Source organism: Gordonia crocea, from assembly GCF_009932435.1.
GTDB classification, from domain to species: domain Bacteria; phylum Actinomycetota; class Actinomycetes; order Mycobacteriales; family Mycobacteriaceae; genus Gordonia; species Gordonia crocea.
The window spans coordinates 182,897-198,922 of sequence record NZ_BJOU01000001.1 but is presented as its reverse complement, the minus strand read 5'-3'; the positions used below and the strand labels follow the sequence as shown (position 1 = coordinate 198,922).

Genomic DNA, 16,026 nt, shown 5'->3' with positions numbered 1-16,026 from the left:
AACTGAGCAGGCCCGAAAGTCGCAGGATTTCTCCGCCGGGTGTCGCCCGGCGCGCGGTTAGCGCAGGAGTGAGGCGAGCGGTCGAAACGGCGGCAGCCAGGCCCCGTCGTCGGGGAGCGCGTCCAGCGAGATCCGCGGCAACGGCTCGCGGAACACCTGGGGGATGTCCTCCAGGTCGACGAAGGAGATGCCGTCGAGTCCCTGCGCCCAACTGGCGTGTTCCCGGAATCCGATGACGGTGACGGGCACGCCGTCGCCGGCCAGCGCCAGCAGCGGTCCGCGGAAGGCCTGACCGTCGGCGGAGGCGACGATGAGCCCGGCGAGGCCGGTGGTGTGGTGGCGCAGATCGATGTGAGCGAGCATGTCCTCGTCCACGTCGGTGTCGTCGGTCACCTTCGGCTTGGCGAACACCGCGTAGCCGACGTTGCGCAGCGCGTCGACCCAGGGGCGCACCACGTCGGCACTGCCCGGGCTGACGTTGGTGAAGACCGTCGCCTCCGGTTCGATCTCGCCCGCGGTGCCGGCCGGGCGCCGGTCGTCGGCGGCGCGCAGCCGATCGGTCTGCGCCAGCAGCCAGCGGCCGATCGCGTCGAAGCGCGGCCGGTGCGAGGCGGTGGGCCGGCCGCCGATGATGGCACCCAACCCCATGTCCATGTTCGGGGCGTCCCAGACGAGCAGCACGCGCCGGGCCGCCGTCTGGCCGGAGATGATGTCGCCGGTTCCCGCCGGGCTGTCGGTCCGTTCGGCGCTCATCGGTCCCCCTCGGCTCGGGTGTAGACGAATTCGGTGACGACCCGCCCCTCGTCGGCGGCGCGGCCCTCGAACTTGGTGGTCGGCCGGGCCAGCGAGATGGGGCTGTCCCCGGGCAATTCCACCAGGTGGGTGCGCGAGGTGTCCTGGTTGTCGAGGAGCTCGCGGATCCACTCGGTGTAGTCGGCGTGGTCGGTGGCGATGTGCAGCACCCCGCCGTCGACGAGCTTCTCGGCCATCGCGGCCAACGTCCCCGACTGGATCAGCCGTCGTTTGTGGTGGCGGGCCTTGGGCCACGGGTCGGGGAAGAAGACCCGGATCCCCTGCAGGCTCTGGGGCGCGATCAGCTCGTTGAGGACGATGACGGCGTCGCCGCGGATCATCCGGACGTTGGTCAACCCGTTGCGGTCTACCAGGCCCACCAGCTGGGCCAGCCCCGGTTGGTAGACCTCGACGGCGATCACGTCGAACTGCGGCTCGTCGGCGGCCATCGCCGCCGTCGAGATCCCGGTGCCCGAGCCGATCTCCAGGATCAGCGGCGCCTGGCGCCCGAACCACGCGGGCGCGTCCAGCGGCGGTTCCACGACCTTCCCGTCGGGGTCGGCGCCGGTGCGCAGATCGCGGCCCAGCGTCGGCCAGAGGCGCTCCCAATTGTTGCGCTGGCCCGGGGTCAGGGTGCCACGCCGGAACCGGAAACTGGTCACGCGCGGGTAGAGCCGGGACTGATCGACGGTATCGCTCACCCGACCATGGTCTCACCTGATTACATGAGGGTCCGCGACTACGGGGGTGGTCGAGGTGAGTTCGGGGGGATTCATGCCGGTGGAACAGCAGTGCGCCCGGTTCGGGCGGGTGGTCGTCGCGGGTGCCGATGGACCCCCGCCCGACGTCCTCGTCGAGGCGTTCGCCGACGACGGGTTCGCCGTCGAATCGGTCGAGTCCGGTGGGGACGGGGTGGTCGGGCTGTGCTGCTTCGACGTCGGGGAGTCGGCAGCTCCGGCCCTCGTCGAGTCGGTGCGTGCCCTGCGCCGGCGTTGCGGGGCGGTGGCGCTGGTCGGGACCGGGTTGACCGCGTGCCCCACCTGGCCGACGCGCATCGCCGACGCGGCGCGGGTCCTCGACCCCGACGGTGTGCTGCCGGTCTTCGCCCTGGCCCTGGACGTGGCCGCGCGCGGGGAACGACCGGCGTCGGGGCTGCCGGAACTGCTCGACTGGGTGGGGGAGGAGTCCGATGCCCGGGCCGGCGCCGAACTGTCCCGCCGGGCCACCGCGGAACGGCTGAGTGGGCTGCGCGTCGGATCGGCAGCCGTTCGGTCCTGGGCCGGCGGTCACATCCATGGCGCGTTCCGCGAGGTGGCCTTCCAGGCCCAGGACGCGGCCGCGTCGCTGCGGGCCCGCGACGTGCCGGCGTACACCGGTTGGCTGCGGCAGTGCTGCGCGGCGGTCGAGCAGCGGCTGGTGGTCGGGGTTGCCGAGCAGGCCGCGCACCTGCAGGCGGTGGCGCTGGTCGGGTTGCGGGCATACGACCCGGTCGACGACCCCCGACCGGCTGCTCCGCCGGCCGCCGCACCGCAATGGCCCCGCCGGGCGTGGGGCGCCGAAGACGCGGTCTTGGTCCTGATCGGCGCCTCCAGCGGCCTGGGGGTGGGCCGGTTGGTGGCCGGTTCGCTGTCCGGGTGGATCTCACCGTGGACGGCGGTCGCGCTGGCGGTCGTGTTGGGGGTGTCGGTCGCCGCGGGGGCGGTCGCGCTGCGCCGCCGGGTGCTGCTGCGCGCCCAGGCCAGGTCGTGGGCGGGGGAGGTGATCGCCGATGCGCGGGCCCGAACCGAGTGGCGCGTCGCCGGGATGCTCAACGCCGTCGAACCGACGGCGACGGCCCGGATCCGGCGGGCCGTCGCATCGTGAGGGAACCGTGGGCGGGTCCGCTGCGTCTAAGTAAGTGATGGACGGCCACCACTTCGACGACGACGCCACCGGAACCTCCGGTGGGGTGGGCGCGCACCTGTGGCTGCCCGAGGCGGGCCGGCTCTGGGATTTGGGCCCGGCCACCTCGGACACCGATGCCGACGGGGTGGGCGACAGTCTCTCCCGTACCGATGCGGAGGGCTTGACCGTCTTCACCGACACCGACCGCGATGGCCGGGTCGACCTGATCACGAGGGTCGGGGCCGACGGCGAGATCTCCTCGTCGACCTATGACCCGACCAGCGGTACGTGGAGTGCGGCCAAACCCGGCCGCCTGCGGTAACGGGAGCCGGGGCCAGTCGATCGGGGGGTGGCTGGCCCCGGCCTCTCCCGAGGCCGCTGAGACCCTTTGCGTCAGATCGTCTCAATAGTGGCAAACCCGACTCCCGATCGGGCAGGTAGATCGCGTATCCTAAGCAATGGACTGACCGCGCTGCCGGCGGTCGGAGACTTCTCAGGAGACGCTTCTAATGACCTCTGCCACGATTCCCGGCCTGGATGCGGCCAGTGCACCCACGAAACACGCTGACCTGATCGCCTGGGTCGCCGAGGTTGCCGAGCTGACCCAGCCGGACCGCGTGGTGTGGTCCGACGGGAGCGACGAGGAGTGGGACCGCCTGACGGCCAAGCTCGTCGAGGCCGGCACCATGGTCAAGCTGAACGACGAGAAGAAGCCGAACTCCTTCCTCGCCCTGTCCGATCCCGCCGACGTGGCGCGGGTCGAGTCGCGCACCTTCATCTGCAGCAAGACCGAAGAGCAGGCCGGACCGACCAACAACTGGATGGACCCCGCCGAAATGCGGGCCACCATGACCGAGCTGTACCGCGGCTGCATGCGCGGCCGCACCATGTACGTGATCCCGTTCTGCATGGGCCCCCTCGGCAGCGACGACCCCAAGCTCGGCGTCGAGGTCACCGACTCGGAGTACGTCGTGCTCTCGATGCGCGTGATGACCCGCGTCGGACCCAAGGTGCTCGAGACACTCGGCGACGACGGCTTCTTCGTCAAGGGCCTGCACTCGGTGGGCGCCCCGCTCGAGCCCGGCCAGGAAGACGTGCCGTGGCCGTGCAACACCGACAAATACATCACCCACTTCCCGGAGGACCGCGAGATCTGGTCCTACGGATCGGGTTACGGCGGCAACGCGCTGCTGGGCAAGAAGTGCTACTCGCTGCGCATCGCCTCGGCGATGGCGCACGACGAGGGCTGGCTCGCCGAGCACATGCTGATCCTCAAGCTGATCAGCCCGGAGGACAAGGCCTACTACGTCGCCGCGGCCTTCCCCAGTGCCTGCGGCAAGACCAACCTCGCGATGATCCAGCCGACCATCCCGGGCTGGCGCGCCGAGACCGTCGGTGACGACATCGCCTGGATGCGCTTCGGCGAGGACGGCCGCCTGTACGCGGTGAACCCGGAATTCGGCTTCTTCGGCGTTGCCCCGGGCACCAACCACAGCTCCAACCCCAACGCGATGAAGACCATCGAGGCGGGCAACACGATCTACACCAACGTTGCGCGCACCGACGACGGCGACATCTGGTGGGAAGGCCTCGAGGGCGATCCGGAGCACCTGATCGACTGGCACGGCAACGACTGGTACCGCGACGAGACCGACACCAAGGCGGCGCACCCGAACTCGCGCTACTGCACCCCACTGGCGCAGTGCCCGTCGGTCGCCCCCGAGTGGGACGACCCGGCCGGCGTGCCGATCTCGGCGATCCTCTTCGGCGGGCGGCGCAAGACGACGATCCCGCTGGTCACCGAGGCGCGCGACTGGGCGCACGGCGTGTTCATGGGCGCGACCGTCGGCTCGGAGCAGACCGCCGCGGCCGAGGGCACCGTCGGCCAGGTCCGGCGCGACCCGATGGCGATGCTTCCGTTCATCGGCTACCACGTCGGCGACTACCTGCAGCACTGGCTGTCGATCGGCGAGAAGGCCGACGCGGACAAGCTGCCGAAGATCTACTACGTGAACTGGTTCCGCCGGGGCGCCGACGGCCGCTTCCTCTGGCCCGGATTCGGCGAGAACAGTCGCGTCCTCAAGTGGATCGTCGACCGGATCGAGGGCCGTGCCGACGGCAAGGCAACCCCGATCGGCGTCGTCGCCACCTCCGACGCGCTCGACCTGGACGGTCTCGACGTCGAGGCCGCCGATGTGGCCGAGGCCCTCGAGGTCGACAATGCGCAGTGGCGCGACGAGCTGCCCTCGATCAACGAGTGGTTCGACTTCATCGGCGAGAAGCTCCCGGTGCAGCTGCGCACCGAGCTCGACGCGCTGACGACGCGGCTCGCCGACTAGCGTCATGGGCGGAGCCGACGCGCGATTTGTGGCACGGTGGACACCATGCCGCCACGTCACGCCGCGTCCGCCGAGCCCGCACCGCCCGCCGCCGTCGCCGCCAGCGCCCGAGAAGTAGCCAAGGTTTACGGGTCGGGCGATACCGCCGTCCACGCGTTGCGGGGGGTGAGCATCGACTTCCCGACCGGCGAGTTCACCGCGATCATGGGCCCGTCCGGGTCCGGCAAGTCGACCCTGATGCACTGCCTCGCCGGATTGGACACCCCGACGTCGGGCACCGTCCGCATCGGCGACATCGACCTCACCGACCTGGGCGACAAGGCGATGACCGAGCTGCGCCGCGACCGCATCGGATTCGTCTTCCAGTCGTTCAACCTGGTGCCCACCCTGACCGCGCGGGAGAACATCACGCTGCCGTGCGACATCGCCGGTCGCGACGTCGACACCGCCTGGATGGATGCCGTGGTCACCCGCCTGGGCCTCACCGACCGTCTCGACCACCGGCCCAGCGAACTGTCCGGGGGGCAGCAGCAGCGCGTCGCCTGCGCCCGCGCCCTCGTCGGGCGCCCGGCCATCATCTTCGGCGACGAGCCGACCGGCAACCTCGACTCCCGCTCGTCGGGGGAGGTGCTGTCGATCCTGCGCGCGGCCACCGACGAGTTCTCCCAGACCGTCGTCATCGTCACCCACGATCCGCGCGCCGCCTCCTATGCCGACCGTGTCGTCTTCCTCGCCGACGGGCGGATCGTCAACGAGCTGCGCCACCCCGACGCCGACGGGGTCTTCGAGGTGATGCGCCACCTCGACGACGCGGTCGGCCCGGCCGGCACCGACGAGGGCCGCTAGCCGTGGCCTCGGTGATGCGCCGGGTGTCGCTGCGCAACCTCGCCGCCCACAAGGTCCGGCTGGTCCTGACCGTGTTCTCGGTGGTGTTGGGGACGGCGTTCGTGGCCGGGTCGATGACCTTCACCGCGAGTATCTCCAACGCCTTCACCTCGATCTTCGACAAGACCGCGCAGGGCGTCGCGGTCCAGGTCGCGCCCCGGAACCCGGCCGAGATGCAGGCCGTCGGCGCCCAGGCCAGCCCGGGGGTGCCGCTGGCCGTGGTGGAGAAGCTGCGCGCCAACCGCGACCGCCTCGGCTTCGACCGACTCGCGGTGAACTACAACGGGCTGGTCGCGGTCGCCGCGGCCGACGGCAAGGCGCTGCAGACCGGGAACGCGCCCAGCATCGGCACGACGTTCCTGCCGCCGGACCGGGCCGTCGCCAAGGGCGAGAACACCATCCTGCCGGGCGGGCGCGGGCCGGAACGGCCCGGTGAGATCGCCATTAACGCCACCGCCGCGGAGAAGGCCGGGCTCAAGGTCGGGTCGAAGACGCGGGTGGTCGCCGGCCAGGGGCTGACCCAACCGCAGGAGGTCACCGTCGTCGGCTTGTTGGACTGGCCGTTCGAGGTCGGCGGATTCGTCAACGTCGCCTTCGACGAGCAGACCGCGGCGAAACTGTTTTCCGACGGACAGCACGCCGGCACCGTCTCGCTGTCCGCGCAACCCGGCGTCTCCGACGTCGAACTGCAGCGCCGCGTCGCCGAGCTGCTCGGCGACACCCCGCTCAAGATCCAGACCGGCGACGAGGTGCGCCAGGAGAGCAAGGACGCGATCAACCGCTTCCTGCAGATCTTCACCTACATCCTGTTGGCGTTCGCCGGCATCGGCATCATCGTCGGCACCTTCCTCATCTACAACACGTTCGCCATGATCGTGGCGCAGCGCAACCGCGAGTTGGCGCTGCTGCGCGCGATCGGCGCCAACCGCAGACAGGTGTCGCGCTCGGTGCTGACCGAGGCGCTGATCGTCGGGCTCCTCGGCGCGGCCGTCGGGCTCGTCGCCGGGATCGGCCTGGCCGCCGCGCTGCGCGCCATCGCCGTCGCCACGTCGGGCCTGCCCGACGGGGGTCTGCTGGTCACCCCGGCCACCGTCATCGTCACCCTCGTCATCGGCGTCGTCGTCACCATGCTCAGCGCGTGGCTGCCCGCGCGCCGGGCGTCGAGCGTCGCGCCGGTGGAGGCGATGCGCGCGACGATGGCCGAGCCCAGGTCGTTGCGGACCCGCACCGCGGTCGGCGCCGTCATCGGCATCGTCGCCATCCTCATCACCGTGGCGGCCGCGACGGGGCAGGGCGTCGGGCCGGCGCTGGCCGTCGGCCTGGGTGCGGTCCTGTTGATCGCCGCGGTGGTGCTGACCGCCCCGGCGCTGTCTGGACCGGTCATCTCGGTGATCGGGGTGATCACCCGGCCGTTCGGCAAGATCGGCCAACTGGCCCGCACCAACGCCGGGCGCAACCCGCGGCGCACCGCGGCGACCGCGTTCGCCTTGACCATCGGCCTGATGTTGGTGGCGATCATTGGCACGCTCGGCGCCACGTTCAAAGCGACCATCGACGAGTCGCTGGACCGCGATGTCCTCGCCGACTACTTCGTGACCGGCGTGAACAACGGCCCGGTTCCGCCCGCGGTGTTGCCCGCCGTGCGCGACACCCCGGGCGTCGCGGAGGTGGTCGGCGCCGGAATGGTGGTCGGCTCGATCGACGGCCGGAACGTCTCCGGGCGGGGCATCGTCGGCGGCCGCCTGTCCGACCTGGTGCGCTACACCATCATCGACGGCACCGACGTCACCCCCGACGGCATGCTCGTCGACGAGGCGACCGCGCGGACCAAGGGGTGGAAGGTCGGTTCGGTCGTGACCTTCACCCGTGCCGACGGCACCCCCGTCGACGTGCCGGTCGTCGGGATCTATGAGCGCAACGACGCGTTGGGGCCGTGGTTGGTCGGGTCCGCGGCCTACGAGAAGCTGATGCCGCCGGCCACCCAGATGCTGTTGGGCATTTACGTGCTGGCCGATAAGGGAGTCGACTCGGGCCAGCTCAAGGACCGCCTCACCGACGCCACCGCGAAGTATCTGACCGTCCAGGTCCAGACGAACCAGGAGTACAAGTCCGCGGTGTCGTCGTTGATCGACCAGATGCTGGGGGTGCTCTACGCGATGTTGGGCCTGGCGCTGCTCGTCGCGGTGCTGGGCATCGTCAACACGCTGGCGCTGTCGGTGGTGGAGCGGCGCCAGGAGATCGGTATGCAGCGGGCCATCGGGATGGCGCGCAGCCAGGTCCGCCGGATGATCTATCTGGAATCGGTGCTCATCGCGATCTTCGGGGCCGTGCTGGGGGTCGTCCTGGGCAGCGGGCTGGCCGTCGCCCTGGTGCGAACGCTGCGCGAATGGGGGATCGGCAACCCGGTGCTGCCCTGGTCGTTGATCGTCCAGACGCTGATCGGGGCGGCCGTGGTCGGGGTCGTCGCGGCGGTGTGGCCGGCGATCCGCGCCTCGCGCACGCAGCCGTTGGAGGCGATCGCCGGCGAGTGATGCGCAACGCGGATTGCGGCGCGGTGTCGTCGGTCGGTGTCACAATGGCTGTATGACGCAACCCCCCGATCCGCGGGACCCGTTCGGCTCGTCGACCCGGCGGTTCGACCCGGAACAGCCGACGAGTGCCTATCAGCCCGACGCCTACCCGGGCACCGAGCAGTACGGGACCGGTCAATACGGCACGGGCCAGTACGGGACCGAGCAGTACGGCCAGGGACACGACGGCGGGAGCGGCGGTTCCGGTCGGCGCACCCGGGTGCTGATCGGGTCGATCATCGCCGCGCTCCTCGCGATCCTCCTGGTCGCCTTCCTCATCTCGGTGACCGGCGGCAAGGGCGGGGACAACCCGGCGCCGCTGCCCTCGGAGTCGACGAGTTCCCCGACGTCGGAGGAGACCACCTCGTCGGAGACCACGACTACCGAGTCCTCACCCACGTCGGAGACGACGGCGCCGACGGCCGCCGGCCAGGTGGTGTACCGCCTCGTCGGCGACGGCGATCTCATCGTCGTGCGCTACAGCGCCGATTCGGAGACGATGACCCTGGCGACAGTGCGCAGCCCCTGGTCGGTGACCGCATCGGTGCCCGACGGGCAGGCCAGTCTCGGGGCCATCGTCGTGCGCGGCAGCGTGACGTGCCAGATCGTCGCCGGTGGCGCGGTGGTGGCGGAGGGGACCAGCTCCGGCGGTCCGCTGAACTGTGCTGCCGACGTGGCGGAGTGAGGCACCGATGAGTCTCTTCCAAAGTGCTGCCGCTTTGGTCAACCGCGGGGTGTCGCCGTTGCTGCGTGCCCCCGGCGTCGGCTCGGTGCTCGGCCGCAACATGGTCGAGCTGTCCTATGTGGGCCGCAAGTCCGGGCGCCCGATCAGCCTCGTCGTCTCGTATCGCCGGCGCGGTGACGACCTGCTCGTCGGGGTGGCCGCGCCGGACCAGAAGTCGTGGTGGCGCAACTTCTACCCGGACGGCGGTCCGATCGGAGTGCGTCTCGACGGTCGCGACCGCACCGGATATGCGACCGCCCGCCGCGGGCAGCGCGGCACATCGGTGACGATCGCGCTGGATCCGCTGGCGGGCGGGTAGCGACGGGGTTACATCTCCTCGGTGCCGATGAGGGCCGCATCCTCGGGCACCGGCTGGTGGTCGGTGGCGTCGTTGCGGACCAGTGACACCGCGCCGACGGCGACGAGGCAGTAGGCCGCGGCGAACCAGAACGGGGCCGGGGCGCCGAACCACGAGGCGAGGTGGGCGACGAGGATCGCCGAGGCGGCACCGCCCAACCAGCGCAGGAAGCTGTAGCCGGCACTGGCCACCGAGCGCGGGGTGGCCGGGTCGCCGCTGGACATTGCGACGCTGGTGAACAGCGTGTTCAACACACCCGAGGGGATGCCGGACAGGACCACGGCCAGGCCGATGAGCAGGACCGAGTGCGTCATCGCGCCGTACGCGGCGACGGCCATGACGGCGGCGTAGACGATGATGGCGCCGATGACGCCTTCCTTCTGGCCGAAGCGATCGGCGAGGCGCGAGCCGAGGAAGACGCCCGAGACCGCGGTCAGCAGACCCCAGCCGAAGAAGACCAGGCCGGTGCCGATCGGTCCGACGGCACCGTGTCCGTTGGCCTTGTTCGCGGTCGAGAGCGCCAGGGGTGCCCAGGCGACGACGGTGAACAGTGCGCCGGTGTAGAAGGCCGATCCGATGCCGGTGACCAGCAGGGTCCGGTTGCGCAGGGCCTTGATCGGGTCGCTGATCGCGACTGGGATGCGGTTGGTGCGCGGGCCGTCCGACGGCAGCATCCAGGCGCACAGGATGGCGCCGGCCAGCATCAGCAGGGCGGTGCCGGCGAACGGAGCCTTCCAGGAGATGGTGCCCAGCAGCGCGCCGACGAGGGGGCCGACGGCCAGGCCGATGCCCAGCGCCGCCTCGTACAGGAGGATGGCGCCGCGCTGCCCGCCGCGGGCCTGGCCGACGATGAACGCCAGGGCGGTGGCCATGAACAGCGCGTTGCCCAAGCCCCACAGCACGCGCAGGGCGATGAGCTGGTCGATGTTCGAGCCGAAGGCGCTGAGGCCGGCGGCCACGACGATGAGGACCAATCCGACGGTCAGGGTGCGCTTGGGGCCGAACCGGGAGGCCGACCACCCGGTGATCAGCATGGCGAGCACCTGGATGCCGAGGTAGACGCCGAAGAGCAGGGTGAGTTTCGATTCGGGGGCGTTCAGGGCCTCGGCGATGGTGCTGAGGATCGGGTCGACCAGGCCGATGCCCATGAAGGCGATGACGGCGGCGAAGGCGGTCACCCACACCGCGCGGGGCTGCTGGCGGAAGGTCTCCATCAGCGATGGGTGGGCGTCGGTGGCGTGGTTGGCGGCGGACTGGTCGTCGGACGACGGGTCGCGGGCATCATCGACTGTTGCGGTCACGGGTTCCTTCTTCATGTGGGGCGGTGGTCAGTTGGTGGATGTGGTCGTCGCGGCGGGGATCGTCTCCAGGTGGCGAAACAGGTTGGCCAGGGCCGGGGTCGCGGCGGCGAGTTGGTCGCGCTCGTCCGGGGACAGCTGGGCCAGCGCCGCAGCCAGGGCGTCGTCGCGGTGGCGGCGGGCGGTTTCGATGACGGTGCGGCCCTGGGCGGTGAGGTCGACGATGACCGCGCGCCGGTCGTCGGGGTCGGCGTCGCGCTGGACGAGGTCCAGCTTGATCAGGCCGTCGACCAGTGCGGTCGCGGTCGGCATGCGGATTCCTTCACGTTCGGCGAGGGCGCCCATCCGCAGTGGCGCGTGGTGCAGCAGGGTTGACAGCGCCGAGGATTGGGCGGCGCTCAGCTCGGCGATCGGGGCCCGGCGCCGCAGCGCGAGGTACAGACGGGTGATCGCCGGGCGCAGGTCCCGGGCGAGGTCGACGTCATCAGGCATGCCACAAGGCTAATACTTAGGCATACGAAATAAAATCCCGACGAGGAGTGACGTTGCCCACTGCGGCTTCTCCAGCTGCGGCGGCGTTGTGGCTACGATTCTCACTGGCTACGCTCGGGTCCCGCACGTGTTTCGCCGTCGAGGGAAGTCGACAGCAATGGGTCATCCTCCGATACGTGGAGGACCTCCTGTTGCCACCTGGGGAAGTCGGGATTAGCTGATGGATCGACGAGAAACTGCGGAAGTGATTGCCGCGGAAGGTCTTGATACGCCGGTTATCGACGGAGTGGGTCAGCTGCGCGAGGATTCTGTTGTCGTGGATAGCAGCGCGCAGACGTGGCGCGTGTATTTGGTGGATGAACGAGCTCAGGTGATCGATTCTACGGTGCGGGAATTCGACCACGAGTCAGCGGCACTGGACTACGCGCTCGTAAAGCTCCGCGAGGTCGACGGTGCTCGTCGTGCGGTCGAGGATCGGGAAGATCGTGCCCGCTGATGTGGAACGATCTCGACGTTGACTAGTTCTCCTGTTCCAGCGCCGCCGACGCCTTGGCCCCGATGTGGCGGCCCAGTTCGGTGTAGGCGGCGAACTGTCCCTCGTCGAACCACTGGTCGGAGGTGGAGTCGTGCGGGAACACCGGGTGGTTGTCGGCGTAGGTGAGCAGCCATGAGGGCAAGTCGGCGGTGAGCACGGCTTTGGCCAGGATCAACGTGCCGGTGCGACCGCCGACGGCATCCGGGTAGGTGAAGGCGACGCGGACGATGGGTGAGGCCGCCAGCCGCGTCTGCATGCCGTCGGTGATACTCGCGTCGTCAACCGCGGGCGCTGTCCCCGGCGCCAATTCCGTCGGCGAATAACGCGGGTCGTCGTCGGGGTTGATGGTGAACCGCACCCCCAACTCCGCCTCGGCCAGGCGCATCGCCTCGGCGAAGGTGGTAAGGCTCGGCGGGCTGTCACCGCTCGCATCCACGGCGACGATCGTCGTGCAGCGCCGCCGCAACGCCTCGACGAGGCCGAGATTCTCGTAGTGCCCGCCGTCGGTGATCTGGACCAATCGGCCGTGGCTCGAATGCAAGCCGAACACCTCTCGGAACAGGTAACCCAGGCCGCGATACGACGGGAATCCGTGGGGCCACGACGGATTGTCGCCCTCGAACTGCGACTGGTCCAGGAACCGCGGATTCGGCAGCCAACTGCCGAGCCGCGCCCCCGAGACGGCAAGCAGGCTCTGGTAGCCGCGCGCGGCGCGCCCCATGGCCGAGGCAAACGCCGCGCCGCTGATCGAGACGGCGGCCTGCACGGTCATATCGCGTTCGATGCGGTGGGGGAGTAGCCGCGCCAGCCCGTCGGTGCGGACATAGCCGAGGTCGGGTCCGCCCACGTAGTCGGCGCTGAACACGTACGACGAGGAGGTCTGCCCGCTGGCCGGCTTGTCCTCCCCGGACACCGCCGCCGCCGCCGCGAACACAAAGACGGGCGTCTTGCCCCTGGGGGTCGTCTCGCCGGAGAACCCGGTGCGCCGGGGCTCGGTGAACAATGACAGCTCGGTCGATTCCGAATCCGGATAGGCCTGGGCCCGCTGTTGCCCCTCGGGCAACCGGACGCGGCGCATGGCGAAGGCACGCGCGAGCCGGCGCCGGTAGAACGGGTGCAGACTCGTCGACGTCACGTCGAAACGGGCGACGGCGATCAACGCGATCAGGGCCGCGGCGAATGCCACCGCAACGGCGAAATGTCGATCCGCCCCCGGTGCCGCGGCGCGCACCGCCCAGGCCGCCGCCCCGGAGACCGTCAACAACCACGATGCGACCAGCACCGCCAGCGTCACCAGCACGATCACCAACTGCAGCGCCCCCTGCGGCAGGGCCTGCTTCTGCGCGGTCCCCTTGCCGCGCAGACGAGAGATCACCCCGCCGACCGAGCCGCGCTTGCGCCACAGCATCGCGGCCAACACCGCGATGTAGTTCAACGCCACGACGCCCGACGCCGGCGCGAGGACCGAACCGCCCGCATTGCCCTGCCACGTCCACACCAGGCGCATCGCCCACGGAATGGCGAAGGTGGCCAGCGCGACGACGGCCGCCCCGCCGGCGGCGACCTGTCCGACGGTTGTCAGGAGCTGCTTGACACCGGCCATCCGCGCGTCGGCCCCGCGGGTCTCGGCCCCGTTTGCGCCGACGAGGGCGAGGAACGCGATGCCCGCCAGGACGCCGATGACGACCAGCGACGGGGTGGTGTTCAGCGTTTGGGTGACCGCGCCCCACTCCGGTTCCAGCCCGACCGCCGCGAGTGGGATCTGCGCGTAGAGCACGCCGAGCAGCAGCCCGAGCACGACGGCCGGCACGAAGACCGACGCCAGGGTGAGCAACATGTTCTTCGCCACGACGGCCAACGCGTAGGCGAGCTCGCGCGGCGAGTCGGCGATGTAGCTCGCGTGGCGGCGCACCCGGTCGTACTCGACGGACCCTTGCTTGAACGCCTCGGTGACCGGCAGCGACTCGGTCCGCACCTGCTCCGGGCTGGCGGCGCCGAGCGATTCCGCGAGGTTGTCCGGCCACACCGACTCGTCAGGCACCCGGTGCGCGGCCTGCAGGAATGCGCCGGCGAGGAACCCGCCGCCGGACACGGAGATGATGTAGTCGGCATCGTCCAATCGGTCCTCGCCACGGTGCGCGTCGTTGGCGTCGGTGCTGCCGGAGAGGGCCTGCAGTGCGCCGAGTGCGACACTGCCGGCCCGGATTCCGCCGCCGGACAAACAGACCGCCATCGTGTCGGTGGTTCGCGGGTCGGCGACGGTCGGGGCCCAGTACGCACGGCGCCACCGGTACTGGTCGGGATCCTCGTCGGGAACCGGGGCGGTGAACACTGACGTCGCCGCACCGAGTTGTCCGTGGTGGCGGTTCCACCATCGGGCGGAGCGACGTGACCGGACCGCGACGAAGGCCGCCGTCGGGACGAGGAAGAGCACCGGGACGATTAAGACGAACTTCAGCGTCGCGAACGGTGCCGAGACGTGGCCGTTGTGGAACAGCAGGCCGATGTTCTCGGCGACATCGGCGAGGGCCGCGACGCCCAGCATTCCGAGCAGCACGCTGGTGGCCTTGCGGAACGCGCCGGTGAACGCCCGGGCACGCAAGTACAGTCCGACTGCGCCCAGCGCCAGCGTGTACCCCGCGATGAACCCGAAGTCCGCCCACACGGCCCGGTCGAGGATGTCGGCTCGGCCGTTCGGGTCGCCGGTGAACTCATAGGTCATGATCTGATCGTCGTGGGCCAGCGGCGCGAAGGCGCCGATTAGGATCAGGCCGAGAAGCAGGGCAATCGCGATCGCCCGATCGGTGCCGGGATGTCGGGTGCGGCCAGCCGCGGAGAACTCGACGCCGTTGGGGAGTGGTGCGCTGTCGGCCATCCGTCCATCATCCGCCGAGGACCTGCCAGAAACTGCAGAAATTGCAGGGGTCGAGGGCAATATGCCCTCGAGGGGCCTGAATTCGGCCATTTCTGGCAGCATCGGCCGCCGAGTAAGGTCGCGACCATGCCAACCGCCCTGATCACCGGTGCCAGCCGCGGCCTCGGCGCCGCCATCGCCCGTGCGCTCGCGCCCACCCACGACCTGCTGCTGGGCGGGCGTCCGTCGGCCCAGCTCGACGAATTGGCGACCTCGCTCGACGGTGCCGCCACCTTCGACGTCGAGCTCACCGATTACGAGGCGGTGGCCGCGGCCACCGAGGCGATCACCGAACTCGACGTCCTGGTCCACAACGCCGGCGTCGCGTCGACGTTGGAACCCGTCGCCGACACTCCGGTGGAGGAATGGCGCCACATCTTGGAGGTCAACCTCGTCGCGGCGGCCGAGCTCACCCGGCTACTACTCCCGGCGCTGCGCGCCGCAGGTTCAGGATCTGGCCCGCTCGCTGGCGCTCCCGGCGCCGGTTCAGGATCTGGCCCGCTTGGGGGGCACGTCGTCTTCATCAACTCCGGCGCCGGAATGCGCGCCAACCCGGGATGGGCGCCGTATGCCGCAAGCAAGTTCGGGCTGCGCGCGCTGGCCGACGCTTTGCGTTTGGAAGAGCCGGACCTGCGGGTGACGTCCATCTACCCCGGCCGGATCGACACCGACATGCAACGCGACCTGGTGGCCATCGAGGGCCACGAGTATGACGGCCGCAAGTACCTCGACCCGGCGACGGTGGCCGCCGCGGTGGCCACGGCGGTGGCGACGCCCGCCGACGCGCACCCGGTGGACGTGGTGTTGCGTCCGACCGGGCGGCGTTAGGCCCGGCGGATCAGACCTGCTTCAGATCGGTGGCGGGGTCCCAGACCGCGCGCATCGAGGAGACCTTGCCGTTCTCGTCGAAGACCATGACGTCCACCGGCTGGATCTCGAAGCCGGCGTCGCCGGCCTTGGTGAAGAGGTGGAACTCGAAGACGGCGGTGTTGCCGGCGACCTTCTTCCACTTCAGGGTGGCCTTGTGCTCGTCGAGGTTGCAGATGAGTCCGTAGAACTCGACGAGTTCGTCGCGGGTGGTGCGCAGCGGGGCGCCGATCGGGTCCTCGACGCTGAACGTCTCGGCGTAGAGGTCGGCGATCTGCTCGGGGGTGCCGTTGGTCAGCAGGTCGATGTAGGTGTCGACCGCGGCGTTGATCGCGGCGGTCAGGTCGGTGGCGGTGTCGGCCATCTGG

Annotated in this window: 15 protein-coding genes; 9 read left to right on the top strand and 6 right to left on the bottom strand. The window is 70.2% G+C overall.

Annotated features, from left to right (window positions below):
- Positions 1 to 57 precede the first annotated feature (57 nt).
- Entirely contained in the window at positions 58 to 753 is a 696-nt protein-coding gene (locus nbrcactino_RS00910; protein WP_161925656.1) for an NYN domain-containing protein, read from the bottom strand.
- Complete coding sequence (trmB, locus tag nbrcactino_RS00905) at positions 750 to 1,493, bottom strand: tRNA (guanosine(46)-N7)-methyltransferase TrmB (protein ID WP_161925655.1); 744 nt, start codon at positions 1,491 to 1,493, stop codon at positions 750 to 752. Before trmB ends, nbrcactino_RS00910 begins: the two co-directional genes overlap by 4 nt.
- A 55-nt stretch (positions 1,494 to 1,548) precedes the next feature.
- Between trmB and nbrcactino_RS00900 the strand changes: the two genes are divergently transcribed.
- The 7 genes from nbrcactino_RS00900 (at position 1,549) to nbrcactino_RS00870 (ending at position 9,513) form a co-directional block, all read left to right on the top strand.
- The gene (locus nbrcactino_RS00900; protein ID WP_161925654.1) at positions 1,549 to 2,655 is read left to right on the top strand and encodes a hypothetical protein; all 1,107 of its coding nucleotides are present in this window, start codon (positions 1,549 to 1,551) and stop codon (positions 2,653 to 2,655) included.
- Positions 2,656 to 2,692: 37 nt separating this feature from the next.
- Complete coding sequence (locus nbrcactino_RS00895; RefSeq protein ID WP_161925653.1) at positions 2,693 to 2,998, top strand: DUF6802 family protein; 306 nt, start codon at positions 2,693 to 2,695, stop codon at positions 2,996 to 2,998.
- Positions 2,999 to 3,185: 187 nt separating this feature from the next.
- Entirely contained in the window at positions 3,186 to 5,015 is a 1,830-nt protein-coding gene (locus nbrcactino_RS00890; protein WP_161925652.1) for a phosphoenolpyruvate carboxykinase (GTP), read from the top strand.
- 45 nt (positions 5,016 to 5,060) lie between these two features.
- A complete protein-coding gene (locus nbrcactino_RS00885; RefSeq protein ID WP_161925651.1) occupies positions 5,061 to 5,861 on the top strand; it encodes an ABC transporter ATP-binding protein in 801 nt (266 codons plus the stop codon).
- A gap of 14 nt (positions 5,862 to 5,875) precedes the next feature.
- Positions 5,876 to 8,431: an ABC transporter permease gene (locus nbrcactino_RS00880; RefSeq protein ID WP_161927514.1), complete on the top strand. Its 2,556-nt coding sequence runs from the start codon at positions 5,876 to 5,878 to the stop codon at positions 8,429 to 8,431.
- 52 nt (positions 8,432 to 8,483) lie between these two features.
- Positions 8,484 to 9,155 carry a hypothetical protein gene (locus nbrcactino_RS00875; protein WP_161925650.1) on the top strand — a complete coding sequence of 224 codons (672 nt, stop codon included), beginning with the start codon at positions 8,484 to 8,486 and terminating at the stop codon, positions 9,153 to 9,155.
- 7 nt (positions 9,156 to 9,162) lie between these two features.
- A complete protein-coding gene (locus nbrcactino_RS00870) occupies positions 9,163 to 9,513 on the top strand; it encodes a hypothetical protein (RefSeq protein WP_161925649.1) in 351 nt (116 codons plus the stop codon).
- Between the two features lie 8 nt (positions 9,514 to 9,521).
- On the opposite strand, the gene nbrcactino_RS00865 is transcribed toward nbrcactino_RS00870, so the two are convergent.
- The gene (locus nbrcactino_RS00865; RefSeq protein WP_228460791.1) at positions 9,522 to 10,766 is read right to left on the bottom strand and encodes an MFS transporter; all 1,245 of its coding nucleotides are present in this window, start codon (positions 10,764 to 10,766) and stop codon (positions 9,522 to 9,524) included.
- A gap of 114 nt (positions 10,767 to 10,880) precedes the next feature.
- Entirely contained in the window at positions 10,881 to 11,342 is a 462-nt protein-coding gene (locus nbrcactino_RS00860; RefSeq protein ID WP_161925647.1) for a MarR family winged helix-turn-helix transcriptional regulator, read from the bottom strand.
- Positions 11,343 to 11,562: 220 nt separating this feature from the next.
- On the opposite strand from nbrcactino_RS00860, the gene nbrcactino_RS00855 reads away from it, so the two are divergent.
- A complete protein-coding gene (locus nbrcactino_RS00855; RefSeq protein WP_161925646.1) occupies positions 11,563 to 11,838 on the top strand; it encodes a hypothetical protein in 276 nt (91 codons plus the stop codon).
- A 22-nt stretch (positions 11,839 to 11,860) separates the two neighbouring features.
- Here the strand turns inward: nbrcactino_RS00855 and nbrcactino_RS00850 are convergent, their stop codons facing one another.
- Positions 11,861 to 14,752 carry a patatin-like phospholipase family protein gene (locus nbrcactino_RS00850; RefSeq protein ID WP_161925645.1) on the bottom strand — a complete coding sequence of 964 codons (2,892 nt, stop codon included), beginning with the start codon at positions 14,750 to 14,752 and terminating at the stop codon, positions 11,861 to 11,863.
- Positions 14,753 to 14,878: 126 nt separating this feature from the next.
- On the opposite strand from nbrcactino_RS00850, the gene nbrcactino_RS00845 reads away from it, so the two are divergent.
- The gene (locus tag nbrcactino_RS00845; protein ID WP_161925644.1) at positions 14,879 to 15,619 is read left to right on the top strand and encodes an SDR family oxidoreductase; all 741 of its coding nucleotides are present in this window, start codon (positions 14,879 to 14,881) and stop codon (positions 15,617 to 15,619) included.
- 10 nt (positions 15,620 to 15,629) lie between these two features.
- Here nbrcactino_RS00845 and nbrcactino_RS00840 read toward each other — a convergent pair whose 3' ends face one another.
- On the bottom strand, positions 15,630 to 16,022 hold the full coding sequence (locus tag nbrcactino_RS00840) for a nuclear transport factor 2 family protein (RefSeq protein WP_161925643.1): 393 nt from the start codon (positions 16,020 to 16,022) through the stop codon (positions 15,630 to 15,632).
- Positions 16,023 to 16,026: the final 4 nt, after the last annotated feature.

Bases quoted from the DNA above. Each gene is read 5' to 3' on its own strand.
- nbrcactino_RS00895 (WP_161925653.1), top strand. From the start codon at position 2,693: ATGGACGGCCACCACTTCGACGACGACGCCACCGGAACCTCCGGTGGG.
- nbrcactino_RS00875 (WP_161925650.1), top strand. From the start codon at position 8,484: ATGACGCAACCCCCCGATCCGCGGGACCCGTTCGGCTCGTCGACCCGG.
- nbrcactino_RS00840 (WP_161925643.1), bottom strand. From the start codon at position 16,022: ATGGCCGACACCGCCACCGACCTGACCGCCGCGATCAACGCCGCGGTC.
- nbrcactino_RS00865 (WP_228460791.1), bottom strand. From the start codon at position 10,766: ATGGAGACCTTCCGCCAGCAGCCCCGCGCGGTGTGGGTGACCGCCTTC.
- nbrcactino_RS00880 (WP_161927514.1), top strand. From the start codon at position 5,876: ATGCGCCGGGTGTCGCTGCGCAACCTCGCCGCCCACAAGGTCCGGCTG.
- nbrcactino_RS00845 (WP_161925644.1), top strand. From the start codon at position 14,879: ATGCCAACCGCCCTGATCACCGGTGCCAGCCGCGGCCTCGGCGCCGCC.
- nbrcactino_RS00890 (WP_161925652.1), top strand. From the start codon at position 3,186: ATGACCTCTGCCACGATTCCCGGCCTGGATGCGGCCAGTGCACCCACG.
- nbrcactino_RS00870 (WP_161925649.1), top strand. From the start codon at position 9,163: ATGAGTCTCTTCCAAAGTGCTGCCGCTTTGGTCAACCGCGGGGTGTCG.
- nbrcactino_RS00910 (WP_161925656.1), bottom strand. From the start codon at position 753: ATGAGCGCCGAACGGACCGACAGCCCGGCGGGAACCGGCGACATCATC.
- nbrcactino_RS00885 (WP_161925651.1), top strand. From the start codon at position 5,061: ATGCCGCCACGTCACGCCGCGTCCGCCGAGCCCGCACCGCCCGCCGCC.
- nbrcactino_RS00850 (WP_161925645.1), bottom strand. From the start codon at position 14,752: ATGGCCGACAGCGCACCACTCCCCAACGGCGTCGAGTTCTCCGCGGCT.
- nbrcactino_RS00860 (WP_161925647.1), bottom strand. From the start codon at position 11,342: ATGCCTGATGACGTCGACCTCGCCCGGGACCTGCGCCCGGCGATCACC.
- nbrcactino_RS00855 (WP_161925646.1), top strand. From the start codon at position 11,563: ATGGATCGACGAGAAACTGCGGAAGTGATTGCCGCGGAAGGTCTTGAT.